22 protein-coding genes are annotated in these 20,729 nt (G+C 64.3%); 11 read left to right on the top strand and 11 right to left on the bottom strand.

The window, feature by feature from the left end; genetic code table 11:
- Position 1: 1 nt before the first annotated feature.
- Complete coding sequence (locus ACQY7X_RS20925; RefSeq protein ID WP_428247433.1) at positions 2-982, bottom strand: TAXI family TRAP transporter solute-binding subunit; 981 nt, start codon at positions 980-982, stop codon at positions 2-4.
- Positions 983-1,152: 170 nt separating this feature from the next.
- Here ACQY7X_RS20925 and ACQY7X_RS20920 point away from each other — a divergent pair, with 170 nt between their 5' ends.
- The 5 genes from ACQY7X_RS20920 (at position 1,153) to ACQY7X_RS20900 (ending at position 5,735) form a co-directional block, all read left to right on the top strand.
- Positions 1,153-1,890, top strand: coding sequence for a VWA domain-containing protein (locus ACQY7X_RS20920; protein ID WP_428247432.1), 738 nt, complete (start codon positions 1,153-1,155; stop codon positions 1,888-1,890).
- Between the two features lie 3 nt (positions 1,891-1,893).
- Positions 1,894-2,664, top strand: a complete 771-nt coding sequence (locus ACQY7X_RS20915; RefSeq protein WP_428247431.1) for a DnaJ domain-containing protein — start codon at positions 1,894-1,896, stop codon at positions 2,662-2,664.
- Positions 2,665-2,762: 98 nt separating this feature from the next.
- Positions 2,763-3,257, top strand: coding sequence for a hypothetical protein (locus ACQY7X_RS20910; protein WP_428247430.1), 495 nt, complete (start codon positions 2,763-2,765; stop codon positions 3,255-3,257).
- 46 nt (positions 3,258-3,303) lie between these two features.
- Complete coding sequence (locus ACQY7X_RS20905) at positions 3,304-4,221, top strand: SAM-dependent methyltransferase (RefSeq protein WP_428247429.1); 918 nt, start codon at positions 3,304-3,306, stop codon at positions 4,219-4,221.
- Positions 4,222-4,316: 95 nt separating this feature from the next.
- A complete protein-coding gene (locus tag ACQY7X_RS20900) occupies positions 4,317-5,735 on the top strand; it encodes an FMN-binding glutamate synthase family protein (RefSeq protein ID WP_428247428.1) in 1,419 nt (472 codons plus the stop codon).
- Positions 5,736-5,738: 3 nt separating this feature from the next.
- On the opposite strand, the gene ACQY7X_RS20895 is transcribed toward ACQY7X_RS20900, so the two are convergent.
- Genes ACQY7X_RS20895 through ACQY7X_RS20855 form a run of 9 tightly spaced genes read right to left on the bottom strand, consistent with a single transcriptional unit; the run spans position 5,739 to position 12,791 of the window.
- The gene (locus ACQY7X_RS20895) at positions 5,739-6,392 is read right to left on the bottom strand and encodes an SOS response-associated peptidase (RefSeq protein WP_428247427.1); all 654 of its coding nucleotides are present in this window, start codon (positions 6,390-6,392) and stop codon (positions 5,739-5,741) included.
- Between the two features lie 6 nt (positions 6,393-6,398).
- Positions 6,399-7,151 carry a substrate-binding periplasmic protein gene (locus ACQY7X_RS20890; protein ID WP_428247426.1) on the bottom strand — a complete coding sequence of 251 codons (753 nt, stop codon included), beginning with the start codon at positions 7,149-7,151 and terminating at the stop codon, positions 6,399-6,401.
- 9 nt (positions 7,152-7,160) lie between these two features.
- Positions 7,161-7,958, bottom strand: coding sequence for an ABC transporter ATP-binding protein (locus ACQY7X_RS20885; protein ID WP_428247425.1), 798 nt, complete (start codon positions 7,956-7,958; stop codon positions 7,161-7,163).
- The gene (locus ACQY7X_RS20880) at positions 7,955-8,923 is read right to left on the bottom strand and encodes a FecCD family ABC transporter permease (protein WP_428247424.1); all 969 of its coding nucleotides are present in this window, start codon (positions 8,921-8,923) and stop codon (positions 7,955-7,957) included. The genes ACQY7X_RS20885 and ACQY7X_RS20880 overlap by 4 nt, the downstream gene beginning before the upstream one ends.
- A gap of 13 nt (positions 8,924-8,936) precedes the next feature.
- Positions 8,937-9,926, bottom strand: a complete 990-nt coding sequence (locus ACQY7X_RS20875) for an iron ABC transporter substrate-binding protein (protein WP_428247423.1) — start codon at positions 9,924-9,926, stop codon at positions 8,937-8,939.
- A gap of 53 nt (positions 9,927-9,979) precedes the next feature.
- Positions 9,980-10,183: a TOBE domain-containing protein gene (locus tag ACQY7X_RS20870; RefSeq protein WP_428247422.1), complete on the bottom strand. Its 204-nt coding sequence runs from the start codon at positions 10,181-10,183 to the stop codon at positions 9,980-9,982.
- Positions 10,184-10,185: 2 nt separating this feature from the next.
- Complete coding sequence (locus ACQY7X_RS20865) at positions 10,186-10,926, bottom strand: molybdate ABC transporter substrate-binding protein (protein ID WP_428247421.1); 741 nt, start codon at positions 10,924-10,926, stop codon at positions 10,186-10,188.
- Between the two features lie 11 nt (positions 10,927-10,937).
- Positions 10,938-11,681 carry a cytochrome c biogenesis CcdA family protein gene (locus tag ACQY7X_RS20860; protein ID WP_428247420.1) on the bottom strand — a complete coding sequence of 248 codons (744 nt, stop codon included), beginning with the start codon at positions 11,679-11,681 and terminating at the stop codon, positions 10,938-10,940.
- A 9-nt stretch (positions 11,682-11,690) separates the two neighbouring features.
- Positions 11,691-12,791, bottom strand: coding sequence for a YeeE/YedE family protein (locus ACQY7X_RS20855; RefSeq protein WP_428247419.1), 1,101 nt, complete (start codon positions 12,789-12,791; stop codon positions 11,691-11,693).
- Positions 12,792-12,929: 138 nt separating this feature from the next.
- On the opposite strand from ACQY7X_RS20855, the gene ACQY7X_RS20850 reads away from it, so the two are divergent.
- From ACQY7X_RS20850 to ACQY7X_RS20830, 5 genes are all read left to right on the top strand, one after another.
- Positions 12,930-13,154: a sulfurtransferase TusA family protein gene (locus ACQY7X_RS20850; RefSeq protein WP_428247418.1), complete on the top strand. Its 225-nt coding sequence runs from the start codon at positions 12,930-12,932 to the stop codon at positions 13,152-13,154.
- Between the two features lie 75 nt (positions 13,155-13,229).
- Positions 13,230-13,439 carry a hypothetical protein gene (locus tag ACQY7X_RS20845; protein ID WP_428247417.1) on the top strand — a complete coding sequence of 70 codons (210 nt, stop codon included), beginning with the start codon at positions 13,230-13,232 and terminating at the stop codon, positions 13,437-13,439.
- A gap of 8 nt (positions 13,440-13,447) precedes the next feature.
- Entirely contained in the window at positions 13,448-13,930 is a 483-nt protein-coding gene (locus tag ACQY7X_RS20840; protein WP_428247416.1) for an SPOR domain-containing protein, read from the top strand.
- A 96-nt stretch (positions 13,931-14,026) separates the two neighbouring features.
- Entirely contained in the window at positions 14,027-14,914 is an 888-nt protein-coding gene (locus ACQY7X_RS20835) for a hypothetical protein (RefSeq protein ID WP_428247415.1), read from the top strand.
- 70 nt (positions 14,915-14,984) lie between these two features.
- Positions 14,985-17,270: a ComEC/Rec2 family competence protein gene (locus ACQY7X_RS20830; protein ID WP_428247414.1), complete on the top strand. Its 2,286-nt coding sequence runs from the start codon at positions 14,985-14,987 to the stop codon at positions 17,268-17,270.
- 78 nt (positions 17,271-17,348) lie between these two features.
- On the opposite strand, the gene lexA is transcribed toward ACQY7X_RS20830, so the two are convergent.
- Complete coding sequence (gene lexA, locus ACQY7X_RS20825) at positions 17,349-18,098, bottom strand: transcriptional repressor LexA (protein ID WP_428247413.1); 750 nt, start codon at positions 18,096-18,098, stop codon at positions 17,349-17,351.
- A 317-nt stretch (positions 18,099-18,415) separates the two neighbouring features.
- Here lexA and ACQY7X_RS20820 point away from each other — a divergent pair, with 317 nt between their 5' ends.
- The gene (locus tag ACQY7X_RS20820; RefSeq protein ID WP_428247412.1) at positions 18,416-20,710 is read left to right on the top strand and encodes a methyl-accepting chemotaxis protein; all 2,295 of its coding nucleotides are present in this window, start codon (positions 18,416-18,418) and stop codon (positions 20,708-20,710) included.
- The last annotated feature ends 19 nt before the right edge of the window (positions 20,711-20,729 follow it).

The raw sequence follows: 20,729 nt of genomic DNA, 5'->3' as shown, positions 1-20,729 counted from the left end.
ATCAGCTCGCCGGCGGCATGGCAGCCGGATTCAGCTTGATGCCCTTTTCCTGATAATACTTCACCGCGCCCGGATGGAACGGCAGGAAGCCGTTGCGCGACGCATTGGCGGCAATGGTTTCCACCGCGGCGGCATGGCCTTTGACCATGCGGTCGTTGTTTTCCAGCACCGACTTAACGATCTTGTAGGCAACGTCATCCGGCAGGCTCTTGTGCGCGATGCCGAAATTATACACGCCGACCGTCTTCTGGTCGCCGGGCATGGTCTTGTAGGTGCTCTTCGGGATCACGCTGTCGGAAAGTTCCGGCATCGCCTTCTTCAGCATGTCGAGTTGCGCATCGGTGAAGGAGATGAAGCGCACCGGGCGCTGCGCTTCGATTTCCGAATAGGAGGCGATCGGCAGGCCAGCGGCGAAGGCGAACACATCCAGCAGGCCATCGGCGAGCTGGTTCTGCATGTCGGAAGCCTGGCCGAAGCGCCAGTTAGCCTTGATGCCGAGGGTATCGAACATCAGCGGGAAGTAGGTGCCCGGCGTACCTGCCTTGGGGCCGGCGCCGATATTCTTGCCGGCCATTTCGGCCACGGTCTTGATGCCGGTTTTCTCCGTGGTGACGAAGTGGAATGGCGTGTCATACATCGGGAACAGGGCGCGGATGTTGGTGAACTTCTTGCCCTTGGTCCAGTCGCCGGTGCCATTCCAGGCCTGCAGCGCGATGCCCATGGTGGTCATGCCGAGTTCGATATTGCCGCCTTCCACCAGGATGATGTTCTGGTTCGGACCCTGGGTCTGCTGCGTCGAAACATTGATGCCGATGGTGTCGGTGAGCAGGGTCGCCACCACACCGCCATAGATGAAGTAGGTGCCACCGACCGAGGCAGTGCCAAGCGTCAGCGACTTCGGCTGCGCCAGCGCGGTGCCGGCGAGGCCGAGCGCGGCGATGGCCGCAAGCGCAACAGTTTTCAAGGGCGTGAAACGCGTCATCAGGTGTTCCTCCAATGGTTCTTATTCGGTCTTGGGCGCCGCGTAGCACCCCGCCGGGGACAACCTTAGCCACTGTGAGGCCCCAGGCCAACCCCAAAATCCCCCAGAGGTTGGGTGGTCTGACGTCGCTGCCCTGGCAAACCGGCGCCATGCTCTCTATATCTGTTGGCATGACCGATGCTCCGAGCGGCAAGCCAGGACAATCGATGCCCGCTGCCGCGAATACGAAGGCGGTGGATGCTTTCCTGCGTCAAGCGGCACTGGCGCCGCGCCCGGCGCCGCAGACCGGCCGTGGCCGGCTGATCTTCGCCATGGATGCTACTGCCAGCCGAGGCGCCACCTGGACCGAGGCGCAGAAAATCCAGGCTGAAATGTTCAAGGCGGTAGCTGGTCTTGGCGGGCTGGATATCCAGCTCGTGTTTTTCCGTGGCATGGGCGAATGTCGGGCTTCGCCCTGGGTGTCGGAAGCGCCGGCGATGCTGCGGCTGATGCGCCAGGTCGAATGTGTCGGCGGCCATACCCAGATCGAGCGCGTGCTGCGTCACACTGCTGCCGAGGCGCGCGAGGCGGTGGCGAATGGCGCCCGCGTCAATGCGCTGGTCTATGTCGGCGATTGCCTGGAGGAGAGCCCCGATGAAGTGGCGGCACGGGCCGGCGAGCTTGGCCTGCTCGGCGTGCCGATCTTCGCGTTTCAGGAAGGCGAGGAGCCGCGCGCGCGGGCCTGCTTCAAGGATATGGCGCGGCTGACGCGCGGCGCTTTCGGCGCCTTCGATGCCAGCTCGGTGTCGGTGCTGCTGCAACTGCTCACCGCCGTGGCGGTCTATGCCGCCGGTGGCTACAAGGCACTGAGCCAGTATTCCGCCAATGCCGGTGCCGAGGTGCGCCGGCTCACCAGCCAGTTGGGCTAGCCGATGGCGCTTGTCCTTGGCATCGGGCTGGCCGCGCTGGCGTTGTTCCTGTTCGGCGGCAAGCTGTTCATGCAGACCGATCCCAAGGTTCTGGCCAAGGGTATTCGCATCGGGCTTGGCATCGCCCTCGGTGGTCTTGCCGGCTTTCTGTTCCTGCGCGGCCGCATCGACATGGCCAGCCTGCTGGCGCTTGGCTCGGCGGCGATGTTCGGCAAGGGCCGGCTGGCTGGCCTGTTCGGCGGCTGGTTCGGCGGCCCCGGCGCCAGTTCCTGGAACCGCGCCCGTACCGGCTATGATGCAGCTGGCGGCGGGCCTGGCGGCAGCACCGCTGAAGCCGCGCCGCAATCGGCCGTCGAAACAGCTTGGCTGCGCATGCGGCTGGATCATGCCAGCGGTGCCATGACAGGCGAGGTGCTGCGGGGGCCGCTTGCAGGGCGGCGGCTGGATGATGTGGATCCGCAGGGCCTGTTCATGCTGCATACTGCCCTGGCGGTGGAAGACCCGAATGGCGTGGCGCTGCTTGAAGCCTATCTGGAGCGCCGTCTGGGGGCGGATTGGCGCGATCAGGCGCCGCCACCCGGCGAGGCTGCCGGTGATCCGGCAACCATGAGCCGTGACCAGGCCTATGCCATCCTCGGGTTGCAGCCCGGCGCCCCGGAAGAGGAAATCCGCGCCGCGCATCGCCGCCTGATGCGCAGCGCCCACCCGGATCATGGCGGTTCCACCTATCTGGCGGCCCAGATCAACCGGGCCAAGGATATTCTGCTCGGCTAAACCCTAGTCGGCAGGGTTGAAATTGCAGGGCAGCAGAGAACGTCCAAGTATGGTAAATTCTTCGCTATCCGATTCGCTGGGACCGAGAGAGTATGTTCATGAAAACTCGAGCCATTGGCCTGACGGCACTGCTAGTCGCAAGCCTTGCAGTTACCGGCTGCGCCAATAACCAGCTGACCAGCAGCGGCGGGGGCACCCGCGCTGACAATGCTTCGCGTGCCGCGCCGCCGCAGATTGCCGGCATTGCGCTGCCAGATGGCTATAATCTCGATACCAACCGCACGATCATCCTTGGCGAGGGTGATCGCTGGATCGGTCGGCTGTCCTACTCGATCAATTCGAGTTCCGACGACATGTTCGACTTCATGCGCCGCGAAATGCTGAATTATGGCTGGACCGAGGTGGCCGTGGTGCGCTCGGAGATCAGCCAGTTGACGTATCTTTCGGCCGCCGGAGACCGTGTCGCCTCGATCCTGATAAGCAAGCAGTCGCTCTATGGCGCAAAGGTTGACATGACCGTGTCTCCCGCCGCCGGCGCGGCTTCCGGCGCCGGGATTGCGCCGCCACGCAGCTCGGGTGGCAACCGCCGTTAATTCGACAATGCTTGCATCGCTGGCGGTGGCGCGGTAGTCACGCCGCATGCTTACCGGCTATCTCGCCGCAGAGGGCTTTGAGGCCGAACTGCGCAAGGAACTGCAGGACCGGCACATCGTTGCCGAACATGGCCGCTTGCTGCTGGCGGAAGGCCAGCCCGTGGCAGCGGCCTGGGCCGCGAATATCTGGCACCAGCCGCAGGAATTCCCGATTGTCTCAATTGGCGAAGCGGCTGGGATACTGAAAGGCATCCAGCGCAACTGGGCGGCTTATGCGCCGCTGCATCACCGCCGCGCCAAGCTGATCCAGGAAAAACTGCCGCATGTCTCGGCCAAGCCGCTGCGCTTCGGCGACCTGCCGCCAAAAGCGCCAATGGGCGGTTTCACCCTGCTGGCACCGGATCGCATGCTGGCATCGGGGCAATGTTCAAGCCTGCTGCCCCATGGCGACTGGAGTTTCACCGAGGATCGAGAGGGGCCGCCAAGCCGGGCCTATCTGAAGCTCTGGGAAGCACTGACCCGCTTTGCCCTGCTGCATGGCGAGATGCCAAAGCAGGGTGAGACGGCCATCGATCTGGGGGCCTGCCCCGGCGGCTGGACCTGGGTGCTGGCCAGCCTGGGCGCCCGGGTGGATGCCATCGACAAGGCGCCGCTGGCGCCCAATGTGGCGGCCATGCCAGGCGTCACCTGGCGCCAGGGCAGCGCCTTCGCGCTCGATCCGCGCCAGGAACCGGCGGTCGACTGGCTCTGCTCCGACGTGATCTGCTATCCCGCCCGGCTGCTCGCCCTGGTGCAGCGTTGGATTGCAGCCGACAAGGCGCGGCGGATGATCTGCACGCTGAAGTTCCAGGGCGAGACCGACCACGCCACGGCAGCGGCCTTTGCCGCCATTCCCGGGGGCGTTTTGCTGCACCTGCACCATAACAAACATGAACTGACATGGTTGTGGCGGAAGCCTAACTGAACCGTCACGCATCTGTGCTGGTCGAATCAGCACCCGCCCGCCTATACTCACGGCAACGACAAAGTGAATAGTCTCACCTTATTAGAGGGGGCAGCATGTGGTGGGTGCTGGGTGGGATCGTCGCCATTGCTGGCGGCACCTTTGCTTATTTCTATGTCTATGACCGTTGGGTGCAGCGTGATCATGCGATCCGCCGCAACTTTCCGATCTATGGCCGCTTCCGCTACATCATGGAGAACCTGGGCGAATACTTCCGCCAATACTGGTTCACCGCCGATTGGGAGGAGCGCCCATTCAACCGGCTGACCCGCGCCTGGGTCTACCGCTCGGCCAAGGCGGTGTCGAACTATGTCGCCTTCGGCTCCGAAGTCGATGCGCAGCAGCCCGGCCATATCTACTTCTTGCATTCCGCCTTCCCGGTGAATGACGACGAAGCAGAACCCTATACCGGCAAGTGGATCGGCAAGGGTGTGGTGAGCAATCCGTTCAAGCCGAACAGTTTCTTCAACATCTCCGGCATGTCCTACGGCGCGCTGTCATCCGCCGCCGTCACCGCTTTGTCGGAGGGCGCGGCACTTGCCGGCATCTGGCTCGATACCGGCGAAGGCGGCCTGTCGCCGTATCATCTCAAGGGCAATTGCGACGTGATTTTCCAGATCGGCACGGCGAAGTATGGCGTGCGCGACAAGGAGGGTCGGCTCGACGAAACCAAGCTGGCGGCCATCGCGGCCTTGCCGCAGGTGAAGATGTTCTGTGTCAAGCTCAGCCAGGGTGCCAAGCCCGGACGCGGCGGCATCCTGCCGGCGGCGAAGGTGAATGACGAGATTGCCGGCATCCGCCTGATCGAAGCGCACAAGGCCTCGATCTCACCCAGCCGGCATCCCGAAATCACCGATGTGCGCAGCCTAGTCAATTTCATCGGCCGGGTGCGCGATGTCACCAACAAGCCGGTGGGCATCAAGATGGCGCTGGGCGACGAGCGCTTCATCGATGCCCTGTTCGAATATCTGCGCGAGCGCCCGATGGAGGCACCGGATTTCATCCAGCTTGATGGCGGCGAGGGCGGCACCGGCGCCGCGCCGGCGCCGCTGGCCGATTATGTCGGCCAGTCCATCGTGCAGGCTCTGCCGTTGCTGGCCGAGAAGCGCCGCCAATACGGCCTGCGCAACCGCATCCGCATCATTGCTTCGGGCAAGCTGCTGACACCGGACAAAGTTGCCTGGGCGTTGTGCCAGGGCGCCGATTTCGTTGTATCGGCGCGCGGCTACATGTTCGCGCTGGGCTGCATCCAGGCGATGAAGTGCAATACCGGCCACTGCCCGACAGGTGTGACCTCGAACGAGCCGCGCTTCATGCGCGGCCTCGATCCGGCACGCAAGGCGGTGCGTGTGGCGAATTACGCCAAGGCGGTGCAGCATGATGTGGAAGCCATCGCCCATGCCTGCGGCTGCAAGAGCCCGCGCGACCTGAAATCGCATCATGTGCGGGTGCAGGGCGAAGTGCTGAAGCTCTAGCGGTTAGAGCAGCGCCGTCGCCGCCAGCCGCTCGAAGCAACCGGCATCGTCATGCTTCACGCTGTTGACCCGGTCAGAGACGCGGTAGCGCGCCATCGGCTCGTCAGGGAAGCTGCGCAGCAGATCGCCAGCCGCCGGGCCGGGTGCCAGCCAGCGGGCGTAATCTTCCGGTGCCACAATCACCGGCATGCGCTCATGCAACGGCGCCAGATATTCATTCGCCGCGCAGGTAAGGATGGTGAAGCGCTGCAAGGGCTGGCCGGCCTTATCTGTGGCATTCTCCCACAAGCCGGCGAAGGCGAACGGCGTGCCGCCTTTCATGCCGATGCGCCAGGGCTGCTTGCGCTTCTCGTCCAGGTGCTGCCATTCATAGAAACTATCCGCCGGCACCAGGCAGCGGCGCTCAGCTAACGCGGCGCGGAAACTCGGCTTGACCGCAGCGGTCTCTGATCGTGCGTTGATCAAGGGCGCGCCGTTTGGTCCCTCGAAGCCCCAGCGCATGCTGGCCAGATGCCGCCCACTGGGATCCTGAGTTACCACGCATGTCTGCTGCGTCGGCGCGATATTCCAGCGTGGCGCCAGATTGGGCCGTTCGGGTACATCGAACATCTGCGCCAGCACTTCCAGCGTAGCGGTAAGGGCGAAACGACCGCACATGCTGGGTTATTCAATCAGTCCATGGCGCCCCAGTATATCGCTGGCGATGCCATTCTTACGGATCTGTTCCAGGCCTTGCTCGAATTCCATCAGCAGGCTTTCAGCCCCGATCCTGGAGCGCGCCACCATCAGATGCAGTGACGAGCGTGCAACCGGCTGGTCCGAGAAGCGGAACAGTTGGCGCGGCAATTCCTCGCCCCGCATCAGGTGCCAGGCAACGGGCTTGCTGACGATGAAGAAATCGATGCGATCGGCCTGGATCATCTTGAGGCAACTGGCGGCGGCAGCAGTGTCGATCCGCTGTGCCACACCGGTTTCCAGCAAACCGCGCAGAACCGGCTGCGGTGTCCAGCCCAGGGGCAGGCAGGCACGTGGTCCTGGCATCCCGGGGCCGATGGCTTTCGCTGCCGCATCACGGTCGCTGCTGCTCAGCACATAGCTGTCGATATTGAACAGCACGCTGGAAAAGAAGAAGCTCTCGGCCCGTTCAGGGGAAGGCACATAGGGCAGGGCAACGTCGTAGCGCCCGAGCTTGGTTTCTTCGAGGGCGCGATTCCACGATGTATGCGTGAGTGTGGTTTCCCGCCCGGATGCCTTGAAAGCCGCCCGCACCAGTTCGGTCAAGGCGCCGCCTTCCGGCAATTTGGGATCGGCGAAAGGGGCATAATCGGTGCCGGTTGCCAGCCGCAGCGGCTCTGCCGCTGGTGCGGTACCGGCAGCCAGTAGAAGCGGCAGAAGGAGCAGAAGCCGGCACAGCATGGCGCGACGTTATGCGGTTTTCCCGCTATCTGGAAGAGGCAGGCAGACGCGCCGGCTGCCGCCACCGGGCAATGGCAGATCGACCAGGGTTACTTCAATGCCATAAAGCCGCTGCAGGCTCTCGGCGGTCAGGATTTCCTGTGGCCTGCCCTGTGCCAGCAGACTGCCGGGCCCCATCAGCAGCACGCGGTCGGCATGAGCCAGCGCCTGGTCAGGATCATGGGTGGTGAACAGCACACCAATGCCTGTGGCGGCAAGCCGGCGGATTTCCGCCAGCACGCGCGCCTGGTTGCCGAAATCGAGATTGGCGGTCGGCTCGTCCAGCAGCATCAGCCGGGCATCCACGGCCAGCGCGCGGGCGATCAGCGCCAGTTGCCGCTCGCCGCCCGATAGCCGCGTGTAGATCGCCTCGGCCAGATGCGTCAGGCCGAGGCGATCGATTGCGGCCTCGGCCACCGCGCGATCCTGGTTGCCAGGGCCGGAGAAAATACCGCGATGGGCGGTGCGGCCCATCAGCACCATGTCGCGCAGCGTGAAGGGAAAATAGCCGGCATGGGCCTGCGGCACATAGGCGATGCGCCGCGCCAGGTCGCGTGGGCTCATGCTGGCGATAGCCGAGCCGTCGATGGTGACGCTGCCGTCCAAGGCCGGCTGCAGGCCGAGCAGGGTGCGGAACAGCGTGCTCTTGCCAATGCCGTTCGGCCCCAGCAGGCAGACCACTTCACCCGGCGCCAGCGTCACGTCGAGATTCTCGGCAATGCGCCGTGTTGGATAGCCGATGCCGAGATTGCTGGCGCTGAGTGTCATTGCCAGCTCCGCCGTGCTTTCAGCAACACCCAGATGAATACCGGCGTGCCGATCAGCGCGGTGAGAATCCCGAGCGGGATTTCCATCGCCACGCTGCCACGCGCCAGGGTGTCCACGGCCAGCATGTAGCCGCCACCCAGCAGCAGCGAGGCCGGCAGCAGCAGCACGAAGCGTGGCCCGACAAGCAGGCGTGCCATATGCGGCACCAGCAGGCCGACCCAGCCGATGATACCGGATACGGATACCACTGCCGCCGTGATCAGCGTGGCGCCGGCAATTACGCTGAGCCGCACCGGGCGCACCGCCACGCCGAGCGCGCGGGCTTCCTCATCGCCCAGTGACAGCGTGTCGATCTGCCAGCGCAGCAGCCACAGCGGCAACAGGCCGATCAGCACGGCAGGCAGGGTGGAAAGCAAATCCGGCGGTGCGATGCCGGATAGAGAACCAAGCAGCCAGAATGTGATCGCAGGGAGCTGGTTGTAAGGATCGGCGATGTATTTCAGCAAGCCGACGCCGGCACCAGCCAAGGCCCCGACCAGTACGCCGGCGAGCACCAGAGTCAAAAGCGGATCATGGCCGCGCATGGCATTGCCGATGCTGTAGACCAAGGCAACCGTGGCGATGCCGCCGAGAAAGGCCATGGCCTGGATGGTGACGACATCGCGCGACAGGAAGATGCCGAGTACCGCGCCAAGCGCCGAACCTGCCGAAACGCCCAGGATATCGGGCGACACCAGCGGGTTGCGGAAAAGCTGCTGATAGGCGGCACCTGCGCCTGAGAGTGCCGCGCCGACCAGGATGGCGGCCAGCACGCGTGGCGCGCGGATGCGCCACAGCACGTCCTGCGCCGTGGCATCCAGCGAGGCGAACAAGTTGATCGGATAACGCCCGACGGCCAGCCCCAGCACGGCCAGCAGCAGCAGTGCGCAACCCGCCAGGATGAAAGCCAAGAGTGGCCGCTTCATGCCGGCGATTGCCTCATGCCAGCAGCTGATCGAGCTGCGCCTTGTCCGGCGCACGGTGGTAAAGCTGGCGGTAGGCTGCGCTGACGAAGTCGCGCGGATCGTCATCGAACACGTCGGGATAGAGCCGCCGCGCCAGCCAGTCGAGGCCAAGGATGCGGTTCGGGCCGGGTGGAAAATCAATCCAGCCGAACGGCACGGCGGGGGCCAGATGCACGCGGCCATTACGGACCGCCGGCATGTTGCGCCAGATCGGGTCCTGGCGCAGCAGGGCGAAGAAATTCGGATCGATTGTGATGATTACATCTGGCGCCCAGGTCAGCACTTGCTCGATGCTCACTTGCACCAACCCGCCACGGCCAAGCGCGGCGGCGACATTTTCCGCCCCCAGTCGCTCGATCAGTTCGGTGTTGATCGAACCGCCAAGCCCGGTATCGAGGCCGCGCGGGCCACGGCCATAATAAACCCGTGGCGGCTTGCCCTGGCGTCGGGCCAGGCGCGCATCCAGGTCGCCGATCTTGTCGCGCAGCCAGGCGGCCAGTTCCACGGCGCGACCTTCATCGCCGGTCGCCAGCCCCAGCGCGATCACGCTTTCATCCAGACGATTGAGGCTGCCATCCAGCAGCAGGTAGGGGATGCCGGTCTGGCCTTCAATGCGATCCGCCAGTGAAACATAGGTGGCGTTGACGCTGCCATAGTCGATGATCAGATCCGGCTTTGCCGCCAGCACAGTTTCAAGATTGGCACTGTTGCCGCGCCCGGTAAGACGTCCCAGCACAGGCAATGCCAGAGAGCTTGCCGGCATGAAGGGTTTCTCCGCATCGCGGAACGGCGTGGTCCAGCCGAGCAGTTTCTGCGGCGCCAGGGCATGCAGCAGCAGCGAAGCCGGCGGGCCGGCTGCGAAGATGCGGTTGACATTGGCCGGCAGTCGCAGACGGCGCCCGGCATCATCCAGGATCTCGCGCGCTGGGGCCGCCTGTCCCTGCGCCCAGGCGAGACGCGGCATTCCGAAAGCCACGGCTGCACCGCCAGCGATCAGATGCCGCCGCGTAATCATGCTTACTTGCCAATGATGACGTCGGAAGCCTTGATCACCGCATAGGCGGTGTCACCTTTCTTGAGCTTGAGTTCCTTCAGGGCTTCTATGGTGATCGAGGCGGTGACATCGGCGTCGCCAACCTTCAACTTCACCATGGCTGTGGTCTTGCCCTTGGTTACATCACTCACCTTGCCCTTCAGCACATTGCGCGCGCTCAATTTCATTTTCATCTCCCGGTCAGGCCAGCGAAACCATGCCGTGCCAGAATAGCCTGTCCGTTGCTGTTTAGCACGAATTCCGCGAAGCGCCGGGCCTCGGGGCGGGCAGAGCAGGCGATCACAAGGCCGTAATCGGCATTGACCGCCAGCCCGGCAGGCAACGGAACCTGGCGCAGGGCGGGGTTCTCATGCATCGCCAGCAGGGCGTTGGTGCGGTAGGTGAGCAGTATGTCGGCCTGGCGCTGTTGCATCAGCCAGGCATAGACATTCCGGCCGGCAGGCGGCATCGGAGAGTCCGGTCCGCCGGTCAATTGCAGGGCCTTGGCGTGCAAAGCCGCCCGCGCCCCCGGTCGCACCCGGTCGGCCCGGTCGAACACTTCAAGCGCGTAATCGCCGCATGGATCGGCTTTCGGTGTCGACATGCCGAGCCGGATATCGTGCATCAGCATGCGCTCAAGCAGTGTGCCGGTGGTTGCGGGTTCTGCCGGGCCGGTGAGCGCGCAGATCTCATTCCTGGTGAAAACCTGCACTGGCCCGAAGCCGCCAGCTTGGCTCAGGGCTTGCGGATGATGCAGGTTGGCGGAAGCAAAGATTTCGGCGGGTTCGCCGGCGGCGATGCGCTCGCGCAGCAGGCCCGAGGCACCATAAACCGGATCGAGTGGTATGCCGACGGTGGCGGCGAGTTCAGTCATCACCGCGCGCAGGCTGCCGGCCGCGTAAAGACGAAGGCCGGTTTGCGGTGCGTTCATGGTGCTGCGGTTCAGCCGATGGTGGCGAACCAGGGGAAGGTTTCCAGCAGGAAATAGCTGAATTGCCCGAGGCTGTTGGTAAAGATCAGCAGGCCGGTGATGACCAGCAGGCTGCCGGCGGCGATTTCCACTTTGCGCATATGGCGGCGAAAACGTTGCATGAAACGCATGAAAGGTTTCATCGCCAGGGCCGCGAGCAGAAACGGGATGCCGAGGCCGAGGGCATAGGTGGCGAGCAGGGAAACGCCGTAGCTGAGGTCCGAGCGGCTGCCGGCAATGGTCAGGATGCTGGCCAGGATCGGCCCGATACAGGGAGTCCAGCCGAAGGCGAAAGCCAGGCCGATGACATAGGCGCCGAGCCAGGAGGTCGGGCGGTTCTCCGGATTGATACGCATTTCGCGGTAAAGCAGGCCGATTTTCAGCAGACCCATGAAATGCAGACCGAACAGGATGATCACCACGCCGGCAATCTTGCCGATGATCTCAAGATGCTGCACCACCAGTTGATTGATCGCCGAAGCCGAGGCGCCCATGATCACGAATACGGTGGAGAAGCCGAGCACGAAGGCGATGGCCGCCATCAGCACGCGGCGCATTTCCGCCTTGTCGATCTCGGTGCGCTCCAGCATCTCGTCCAGCGAGGTGCCGGCGACGAAGCAGAGATAGGCCGGCACCAGCGGCAGTACGCAGGGGCTGAGGAAACTCAGCGCACCGGCACCGGCGGCGACGGCATAGGAAACATCGAGACCGTTCATCTGATTCCTTCAGCGCGGCGCGAACAGGGCGCGCAATGCATCGCGCAGATTGCCCTCTTCGAGATAGCGCACGCCCAGCACGCCGCCAAGGCAGATACCGCCGAAGGCGATCACACTGGAGAGAGCCAGCGTTGAAAAACCCGTGAGGCCCTGGCCGATGGTGCAGCCGAGCGCGAAGACACCGCCGACTCCCATCAGCGCGCCGCCCAGCAGATGCCCGATCAGGTCATCGCGGCTGGAGAAACTTTCGATACGGAAGCTGCCATCCAGTTTTGCCATCATGAAGGCGCCAAGGATCATGCCGCCAACCGTGCTGATACCGAAGCTCAAGGTGGCGCCGGTGAAGGTCATCAGGTAGAGCAGGCTGTCGGCCACCGGTGCCACGAAGGTGACGGAGGCCAGAGGCACCGGATCGAATTCATCATTGCCGAGGATGCCGGTGACGGCCCAGCCGGCCACAGCTATCAGCCCGACGCCAATGCCGCCGAGCACCAGTTTCGGTTTGGCGCGAAAGCGGGCATTGCTTAAGGCATAGGCCACCAGACCGCCGCCGATGCCAAGCGCCAGCAGGATGCGCATGGGCCGGGCCGGCAGGCCCAGCGCGGCCAGCAGGTCGGGCAGCGACTGGGTCGGGATGCCGCGCGCCTTGAGGTCGATCACGGTCAGGCCCTCGAACCATTGCCGCGCCGGGCCGATGATGCCGCGCAACGTGGCATAGGCGGTGATGCCCAGCACCAGCAGGGCGACCAGGGATTTCAGGTTACCGGCGCCGAAGCGCACCAGGGTGCGGCTGCCGCAGCCGCCGGCCTGGACCATGCCGAAGCCGAATACCAGGCCACCGAGCAGGGCTCCGAGCCAGCCGAGATTGGTGGTGGCGTAGATGGCGCCATCCAGGTTCACCAGGCCGGCCAGATGCAGGCCCTGGGCGCCCAGGATGGCCGTGCCGATGGCCAGCAGCCAGGCGCGGAACCGGCTGCCATCGCCCAGCAGCACCAGGTCGCTGATGCCCCCCATGGTGCAGAAATTGGTCCGCTGCACCAGGCCGCCGAACACTACACCCAGCAGCAACCCGCCGCCATTCACCAGCAGCGCCGTCGAAACCTCATTCATCGCGGCCGGCTCCCTCAATTGTCCTGGCTGCCTGGTGCCAAGGGTTTCCAAAATTATCGCCGTGATTATATAAACAACAGGGCGAAAGTGAAGTTTCGGCCAATCTTGCATATTGATGGGTGAAATGGGGTTGCGGCGATGAGCCAGGTTCTGGATTTGCGCGGGCTGAACTGCCCGCTGCCGGTGCTGCGCACCAAGAAGGCCCTGAAGGCGGTACCGAAAGGCGAAAGCCTGATCGTGGAGGCCACCGATCCGGCAACCCAGGCCGATATTCCGGCTTTGTGCGAGGCGGCTGGTTTCAAGCTGCTGAGCGCCACCGAGGCAAACGGCATTTATACTTTCAATATTCAACATCCGGCTTGAGCTGAGGTGCTTCGCGGGCGTTCACAGGCTGTGGCGAATCCGCTACGCTGGCAACAACAGTTACAGGGATGCCTGATGGCAAAGTTCACCGCTTCCGACATCGTTCCGGGCCAACGTTTCGAGCAGCCCCAGGGCTTCATCTGGCGGGTGGCGCGCTTGATCCAATTTCCGAGCGAAGATGTGGTGCATGTGCAGCTCATCAATGAGCGCGATGCCAGCAGCACCAAGACTGTTTCGGTCAGCGCCTTGCTCGACCGCCACATGTTCCGCCTCGTCGACAAGTGATCCACGCCATGCCGTACCGGCCAGCCGCTGCCGCGCTGATCCTGGTGCTGCTGTTGGCAGGTTGCTCCGGCCTGAAAGCTGATGCCGACAAGCCGGCGGAACTGCCGGTCGCCGCTGCCTTGCCGGTCGATTTGCCACCGCCGCCGGTGATGGAAGTGAAGGCGGAACCAATGCCGGCCCCACCGCCGCCACCTGTAGCGCCGCCGCCGGTACCGCGTTTCGCGGGCCATGTTGCCAGCTTCAAGAACCAGGGTGAAGCTGAACGCGGCTGGGTTGCTTTATCGAAGCGTTTTTCCATTCTACAGGGTTTGACACCCCGTTATGTCGAGGTTGATCTCGGTGGCAGCCGGGGCAAGACCGTGCGCGTACTGCTGGGCGGTTTCATCGATCGCGATGGTGCGCGCGCCTATTGCTATGACATGCGCCGCGAAGGCCTGTTCTGCGCGCCGCATTCCTTGCCCAACTCTGGCCCCTTGCCGAACGCCGGCTGAACGCCCAGATAACACGCGCAGTCCGTGGTTGCAGTTCCAGGGTTGCCCATCTAGTATCGTTCTAAATAAGCCCCCAGACGCAAGGATTGACGTCGCGTGACGGTGAATAAGTCCGTCGTTCAGGAGACCCTCCGGCTTATCGGCGTGGTGGAAAACCAGAGCCGTGAGCTGATGGCATTCTGCCAGGATTCCTCGAACTCCAGCCCTCATTTCCAGGACTACAAGCGCTTCGTCGAGAAGATCGAGCATTTCTATGTCTTCGTCGATCTGGTGGAAGGCCGTATTCCGGAATTCGACATCGCCAAGCGGGAACCGCTGAACAAGCACCTGTCGAAGATCCGCTGGAAGGTCATCATCCTGGAACTAGATACCACGCGTATCTACCTGGTGAAGATCACCCAGTCGGGCCGCAAGCTGCCGCTGGGCGCGCGCGAGTTCCTGGTGCGACGGCTCGAACGCCTGTCGGAAATTTCACAATACTACGACCGCTTCGGCGAAGAGCATGAACTGGCGCCGCCGGCCCAGGCGCTGATCGAAGCGGTGGAGAAGCTGCTGCGCGCCGGCATCGAGCAGGCGCCACGGCTGGAAGAATTCACCAACTCGATGCCGAGTGTTTCGCTGCCACGTCCGTCCGCGACGCCGATGCAGCCGACCATGGCGCCGGCCAGCAGCTATTCGATCTCGGAAAGCATCCGCCTCGATCCGGCGCGCATGCGGCAGCCTTTGTTGCCGGTGGTGCCGGAGAAGGTGAATGTGAAGGAAACCTGGGGCCGCTTCTATGTCGAGAAGGGTTCGCTGGTGGCGGTGTCGCAGGCCTGCAAGGTGGCATCGATCTCGATCGATCAACTCGCCAATCGGCTGGGTTTGAGCCGCGTGGCCCTGTCGCTGATGCTTAGTGGTCAGGATCCGATGCCGCGTCAGGCAGTCGACAAGCTACAACTGTTCATGGGCGAGCAGGCCCGCCGCGTGCGGCCGGAACGCTGATCCACTAAAGTCGGCGTTCCCGATTTAAGCCGGCTTGCCGCCGCCAGCCGATCCGGCACAGGATCGCGCCATGGCGCCGCCATCCTCACCCTTTACCGGTTTCTGGCCCAGCCTGCGGCATGGGCTGCTGCTGCGCTTCCAGGCGATTGCTGCCTTCCGCCCCTGGCCGGTGCTGCTGGCCGAGCGCGAGCGCTGGTTCCTGTGGCTGCCGGTTCTGCTTGGGCTTGGCATCGCCCTGTATTTCCTGCTGCCCGGCGCACCGGCGGCATTGCCGTTGCGCATCGCCTTCACGCTGAGCTTGCTGCTGCTGCTCGGTCTGATCTGGCGCCGGCCCGCCTGGGCTGTGGCTTGCGCGCCGCTGGTGCTGGTGCTCGGCGGCCTGTGGCTGGCGGCAGAGCGGGCGGAGGATGTGGCGGCGCCGGTGTTGCAACGCCGGTTGCCGGCAAGCTGGGTCGAAGGCCGCGTGCTGCTGGTGGAGCCGCGCGACCATGGCCACCGCCTGACACTGGATCAGACCTGGATCGAAAGGCTGGAGCCGGAAGCGACACCGGTGCGGCTGCGCGTCACCCTGCGCCAGGGCGGTGAAATTTTGCGGCCCGGCGAACGTGTGCGCCTGCGTGCCGTGCTCGGGCCGCCTTCGGCGCCGGTGATGCCGGGTGCCTTCGATTTCGCACGCAGCGCCTGGTTCCAGCGCATCGGCGCGATAGGCACCGCCAATGGTGCAGTGGAAATCCTGCCACCACTGCCGGCATCCGAACTTGATGCCTGGGGCGATACCTGGCGGCTTGGTCTTGCCAATACACAGCAGCGGCTCACCGAACGCATCCTTGCCGCGCTCGATGGGGCCGATGGCGCGATTGCTGCCGCCTTGATGACCGGTGTGCGTGGCCCGATCCCGGAATCCATCGATGATGCTTTCCGCGATTCCGGCCTGGCGCATATCCTCTCGATTTCCGGCCTGCATCTGGTGCTGGTTTCCGGCATCCTGTTCGCAGTCATTCGTGGCCTGCTGGCGCTGGCGCCCTATGCCGCGCTGCATTGGCCGATCAAGAAAATCGCCGCCATCGCGGCGTTGATCGGCGCCGCTGCCTATATGCTGATCTCCGGCTCGGCCTTGGCGACGCAACGCTCGTTTCTCATGGTTGCTCTGGCGCTGAGTGCGGTGTTGCTGGATCGTCAGGCGCTCAGTCTGCGCAGTCTGGCGCTGGCCGCGCTGCTGTTGCTGATGATGGCACCGGAAAGCCTGCTCGATGCCGGTTTCCAGATGAGCTTCGGTGCCGTGGCGGCGCTGATCGCCAGTTATGAAGCCCTGGAGCAGCCGCTCTCGCGCTGGCGGGCGCAGGCCGGGCCGCTGCGCATGGCGGGATTCTGGCTCGCTGGCGTGCTGCTCAGCAGTTTCGTCGCCGGTATCGGCTCGGGGCTTTTCGCGGCTTATCATTTCAACCGCTTCGCCGATTATGCGCTGATCGCCAACCTGATTGCCTCTCCGCTGGTATCGTTCTGGATCATGCCGCTGGCCATGCTGGCCTTCGCGCTGATGCCGTTCGGCCTCGAAGCCCTGGCCCTGGTGCCTATGGGCTGGGGTGTTGAAGGTCTGATCGCGATTGCCGTGTGGGTCGCCGGCTGGCCGGGGGCGGTGGCAACCATACCGGCGATGCCGGCCTGGAGCCTGGGCGCCATGGCTATCGGCGGTTTATGGCTCTGCCTGTGGCGTCTGCCCTGGCGCTGGCTCGGCCTGCTGCCAATCTGCGCCGGCCTGGCTTCACCGCTGTTCACGCCGCTGCCGGATCTGATGATCAGTGGTGATGCGCGCCGCATTGCCCTGCGCGGCGGCAATGATGCCGAGCGCTATTATTTCAGCAGCCCGGCCAACCTGCCGGCTCATGCGGCGCCGCGTGGTTTCGAGGCCGAGACCTGGTGGCGCCGGCTTGGCGCACCGGCCCTGCTGCCCTGGCCGAATGCGCGGCGCGCGCCGGCCACGGGTGCCGATGGTTCCCTGCGCTGCGAACCGGAAGGTTGCACCGCGCGGCTGAAAGGCTGGGTGATTGCGCTGCCGCGCGAGGAACGCGCGCTGGCGGAAGATTGCCGCCGCGCCGATATCGTCGTGGCGCCGTTTCCGGTGCGGGGCCGCTGTGCCGGCGCCAGGCTGGTGATCGACCGTTTCGATCTGTGGCGCGAGGGCGCTCATGCGCTGTATCTGCATGACGATGGCCGCTTCACCTTGCGCAAGGTTGCCGCCGAGCGCGGCCTGAAGCCGTGGTCACCGCCGCGTGGCCATGGCGCGGCAAATGGGACGCAGACGGGCAGGGGCGAGAGCATGGTGCCGATGGACGATCTTGGCGGCGGCGAGCCATAAAAGAACCGCGAAGCGTGAAGACAAAAAAAGGGCGCCGTTGTTGCCGGCGCCCTTCGCTGAAAGATTGCGCTGTGCTGCTTAGTAGCGGCGCAGCAGGCCGACCAGGCGGCCCTGCACCTTGACCCTGTCGGGGCCGAAGATGCGGGTTTCATAGGCGGTGTTGGCGGCTTCCAGTGCCACCGAGTTGCCCTTGCGGCGCAGGCGCTTCAGGGTCACTTCCTGTTCATCCACCAGCGCAACCACGATGGTGCCATTCTCGGCATTGTCGCTGCGCTGGATCACCACGGTGTCGCCATCCAGGATGCCGGCATCCACCATCGAGTCACCGGCCACTTCCAGTGCGTAATGGTCGCCATTGCCGAGCAGGCCGATGGGTACGTCGATCTGGGTCGAGAGATCGCGCAGCGCTTCGATCGGGGTACCGGCGGCGATGCGGCCATAGAGTGGCAGGGTGACGATGTCGCGCGCATTGAACGGGCTCACCGTGACGGGGGTACCCTGCATCGGCTGCATCATGTCGCCGGTGCCGCGCGGCATCAGGCGGTTGCGGGCCGGGGCGGCGCGGGAGGCGGTGGCCACAGCAGCGCCGGTACCACCCCGCAGCGGCACTGCCGAATCCGGCAGGCGCAGCACTTCGAGCGCACGGGCGCGATGCGCCAGGCGGCGCAGGAAGCCGCGTTCCTCCAGCCCGGTGACCAGGCGGTGGATGCCCGACTTCGACTTCAGCTTCATCGCTTCCTTCATTTCCTCGAAGGAAGGCGAGACGCCAGAGGTCTCCAGCCGTTCGTGAATGAACATCAGCAGGTCATGTTGCTTGCGGGTGAGCATCCGCTTTCTCCCTTGCCCTGAATGTTCCGCCTCGGTGCTTTTCCGGCCTGGGAAACCAGAAGATTGGGAGCACTGATTTGGAACGAAATTGAAACCCGACCGATGTTCTAAATTGGTTCTGCCTGATGGTCAAGGGCTTTTTTCCACAGGCTCCACAGGTTGCGGAGGAGTGGCGTTGCCGACCCTAGATATATGTATTCTTCATGAGGCTGTCGCTGGCAGCGGGCAATTGCCTCCCTTATACCTTGGTCAAAGGCCCTGTCATGCCAGAACAAGGGCCGGATAAGCCGTTGCTGCTGTAATGGAGGGGGAGTGCCATGGGACTCGGTATCCGACAGAAGTTGAATATTGCCATTGCCGTGCTGGCGGCGATCACCTTGCTCTCCAATGGTGTGGCCGCCCTGTTCTTCAGCCGGGTGCAGGAGACTTATGCCGGCATCACCGGCGAAAGCCTGCCAGATGTGGTGGCGGCGCTGAGCATGAAGACCTTGAGTGCGGAACTCACCTCGGCCGCGCCGGCCCTGGCGGCGGCGGCTGATGATGCCGAACGCGTCCGTGTCCTTGGCGAACTCGAAGGTTTGCAGAAACGCCTGGCGCAGACCCTGGAGGTGATCAAGCTGAGCGGCGCCGAACCGGCGCAGCTTGAAGAGATCGGCAAGGCGGTGGAATTCCTGCAGGGCCGTATCGCGCAGATCAACCGGTCGGTGACGGCGCGGCTCGACTGGATTGCCCAACGGCAGGAGAAATCAGGCAAGCTCGCCGCTGATTTCGCGGACTTCCAGGCGCTGGTGAAGCCGCTGACCGACAAGGCCATCGACGATATCGGGCGTGGTGCCGGTGGCAGCATGGTCCGTGCGGCCCGTGCGCTGATGGAAACCGCCGCAGCGGTCAACCAGATGATTGGCGTGCTGAGCGTTGCCGCCCAGGCACCAAGCAATGACGACCTGACCAAGCTGCAGGGCGAGTTCGCCACGCTGAACAACATCATCCTGCAGGATCTGGAATTGGCCGGGCAGCAGATGGATGTTTCAGCTATTCGCACGGCAGCCGGCAATCTGCAGGCCTATGGTTCTTCCAGCGACAGTCTGTTCCAGCTGCGTCGTGGCGAATTGCGCACGGGAATGACTGCCGGTGTGGCCTTGAAGCAGGCGCGTGATGGCGCAGCCCAGCTTGCCGAGAAGATCGAAGTGGTGGTGGGTGCCGCTTCCCAGCGTGCCGATGCTGCCGCCGCTTCCGCTACCACCCAGGGCCGCATGGTGCTGGTGGTGCTGGGCGTGCTGGCGCTGATCAGCCTGATCGCGGCGGGTGCGATTGGCGGTTTCTTCGTCGGGCCGCAGGTTTCAGCACCAATTGGCCGCCTCACCGATGCGATGCGCCGGCTGGCAGATCGCGACTGGTCGGTGACGCTGGCCGACACCACGCGGCGCGATGAAATCGGCGACATGGCGCGTGCCGTCGATGTATTCAAGACTGCGGGCCAGGAGAATGAACGCCTGCAGCGCGAAGTGGAGGAAAGCCGTGTTGCCTTCGAGCGCGAGCGCCAGGAACAGGAGGCCCTGCTGGAGCAGGCCATCGGCCAGATCGTTTCGGCGGCGAATGACGGCGACTTGAGCCGCCGCATCGATGCCGATGCCCTGCAAGGCGTGATGCGCACGCTCGGCATTGGCGTCAACGGCCTGCTTGGCACGGTGGAACGCGCGCTTGGCGATCTCGGCGGCATGCTGGGCGCGCTGGCGCAGGGCAACCTCAATCACCGCATCAATGGCGGCTATCGCGGTGTGTTCGAGCGTCTGGCGGTGGATGCCAATACGCTGGCCGAGCGGCTGGCCGAATTCGCCGGCCGGCTCGGGCAATCCGCCGGCCTGGTGCGCGATGCCTCGGCCGAGATTTCCGCCGGCAGCCATGATCTGGCGCAGCGCACGGAAGCCCAGGCCGCCAGCCTGCAGCGCACGGCGGCGACGATGGAGGAGATCACCGCGACCGTGCGGCATAATGCCGATAATGCACGCCAGGCCAGCCAGTTTGCGGTGGCGGCTCGCGATACGGCGGAAGGCGGCGGCCGCGTGGTCGGCGAGGTGGTGACGGCGATGGGCCGCATTGAAGGCTCCAGCCAGAAGATCGTCGATATCGTCGGCTTGATCGACGAGATCGCCTTCCAGACCAACCTGCTGGCGCTCAATGCCTCCGTGGAAGCCGCGCGTGCCGGCGAAGCCGGCAAGGGCTTTGCCGTCGTCGCGCAGGAAGTGCGCAACCTGGCCCAGCGTTCGGCGGAAGCCTCGCGGGAGATCAAGGCACTGATTTCGGAATCCAACGGCCAAGTGCGCGAGGGCGCCAAGCTGGTACGCCAGGCCGGCACCAGCCTGGAGGCCATCGTTGATGCCGTGAAGCGCGTTGCCGGCATCATCGAGGAAATCGCCATCGGCAGCCAGGAGCAGGCCTCTGGCCTCGACGATGTGAACCAGTCGGTAGCCGAGATGGATGAGATGACCCAGCGCAACGGTGCCCTGGTGGAGGAGACCACGGCTTCGGCGCAGTCGATGGCGGATCAGGCGAAGGGGCTGGCGGAACTGGTGGCCTTCTTCAAGACCGGTGCTGTGCAATCCGCCGCCTGAGGGCGGTTTGCAGGACTTT

It is taken from the genome of Ferrovibrio sp., from assembly GCF_965278975.1.
In the GTDB taxonomy this organism is placed as follows: domain Bacteria; phylum Pseudomonadota; class Alphaproteobacteria; order Ferrovibrionales; family Ferrovibrionaceae; genus Ferrovibrio.
Note: the sequence above shows the minus strand (reverse complement) of the source record. Positions and strands in the feature narration are given on the sequence as shown.

Excerpts from the sequence above, each read along its gene's own strand:
- ACQY7X_RS20870 (WP_428247422.1), bottom strand. The coding sequence starts at position 10,183 with ATGAAATTGAGCGCGCGCAATGTGCTGAAGGGCAAGGTGAGTGATGTA.
- ACQY7X_RS20845 (WP_428247417.1), top strand. The coding sequence starts at position 13,230 with ATGGCAAAGTTCACCGCTTCCGACATCGTTCCGGGCCAACGTTTCGAG.
- ACQY7X_RS20875 (WP_428247423.1), bottom strand. The coding sequence starts at position 9,926 with ATGCCGCGTCTCGCCTGGGCGCAGGGACAGGCGGCCCCAGCGCGCGAG.
- ACQY7X_RS20925 (WP_428247433.1), bottom strand. The coding sequence starts at position 982 with ATGACGCGTTTCACGCCCTTGAAAACTGTTGCGCTTGCGGCCATCGCC.
- ACQY7X_RS20920 (WP_428247432.1), top strand. The coding sequence starts at position 1,153 with ATGACCGATGCTCCGAGCGGCAAGCCAGGACAATCGATGCCCGCTGCC.
- ACQY7X_RS20885 (WP_428247425.1), bottom strand. The coding sequence starts at position 7,958 with ATGACACTCAGCGCCAGCAATCTCGGCATCGGCTATCCAACACGGCGC.
- ACQY7X_RS20830 (WP_428247414.1), top strand. The coding sequence starts at position 14,985 with ATGGCGCCGCCATCCTCACCCTTTACCGGTTTCTGGCCCAGCCTGCGG.
- ACQY7X_RS20900 (WP_428247428.1), top strand. The coding sequence starts at position 4,317 with ATGTGGTGGGTGCTGGGTGGGATCGTCGCCATTGCTGGCGGCACCTTT.
- ACQY7X_RS20850 (WP_428247418.1), top strand. The coding sequence starts at position 12,930 with ATGAGCCAGGTTCTGGATTTGCGCGGGCTGAACTGCCCGCTGCCGGTG.
- ACQY7X_RS20905 (WP_428247429.1), top strand. The coding sequence starts at position 3,304 with ATGCTTACCGGCTATCTCGCCGCAGAGGGCTTTGAGGCCGAACTGCGC.
- ACQY7X_RS20855 (WP_428247419.1), bottom strand. The coding sequence starts at position 12,791 with ATGAATGAGGTTTCGACGGCGCTGCTGGTGAATGGCGGCGGGTTGCTG.
- ACQY7X_RS20865 (WP_428247421.1), bottom strand. The coding sequence starts at position 10,926 with ATGAACGCACCGCAAACCGGCCTTCGTCTTTACGCGGCCGGCAGCCTG.
- ACQY7X_RS20860 (WP_428247420.1), bottom strand. The coding sequence starts at position 11,681 with ATGAACGGTCTCGATGTTTCCTATGCCGTCGCCGCCGGTGCCGGTGCG.
- ACQY7X_RS20895 (WP_428247427.1), bottom strand. The coding sequence starts at position 6,392 with ATGTGCGGTCGTTTCGCCCTTACCGCTACGCTGGAAGTGCTGGCGCAG.
- lexA (WP_428247413.1), bottom strand. The coding sequence starts at position 18,098 with ATGCTCACCCGCAAGCAACATGACCTGCTGATGTTCATTCACGAACGG.
- ACQY7X_RS20910 (WP_428247430.1), top strand. The coding sequence starts at position 2,763 with ATGAAAACTCGAGCCATTGGCCTGACGGCACTGCTAGTCGCAAGCCTT.
- ACQY7X_RS20820 (WP_428247412.1), top strand. The coding sequence starts at position 18,416 with ATGGGACTCGGTATCCGACAGAAGTTGAATATTGCCATTGCCGTGCTG.
- ACQY7X_RS20915 (WP_428247431.1), top strand. The coding sequence starts at position 1,894 with ATGGCGCTTGTCCTTGGCATCGGGCTGGCCGCGCTGGCGTTGTTCCTG.
- ACQY7X_RS20880 (WP_428247424.1), bottom strand. The coding sequence starts at position 8,923 with ATGAAGCGGCCACTCTTGGCTTTCATCCTGGCGGGTTGCGCACTGCTG.
- ACQY7X_RS20890 (WP_428247426.1), bottom strand. The coding sequence starts at position 7,151 with ATGCTGTGCCGGCTTCTGCTCCTTCTGCCGCTTCTACTGGCTGCCGGT.
- ACQY7X_RS20840 (WP_428247416.1), top strand. The coding sequence starts at position 13,448 with ATGCCGTACCGGCCAGCCGCTGCCGCGCTGATCCTGGTGCTGCTGTTG.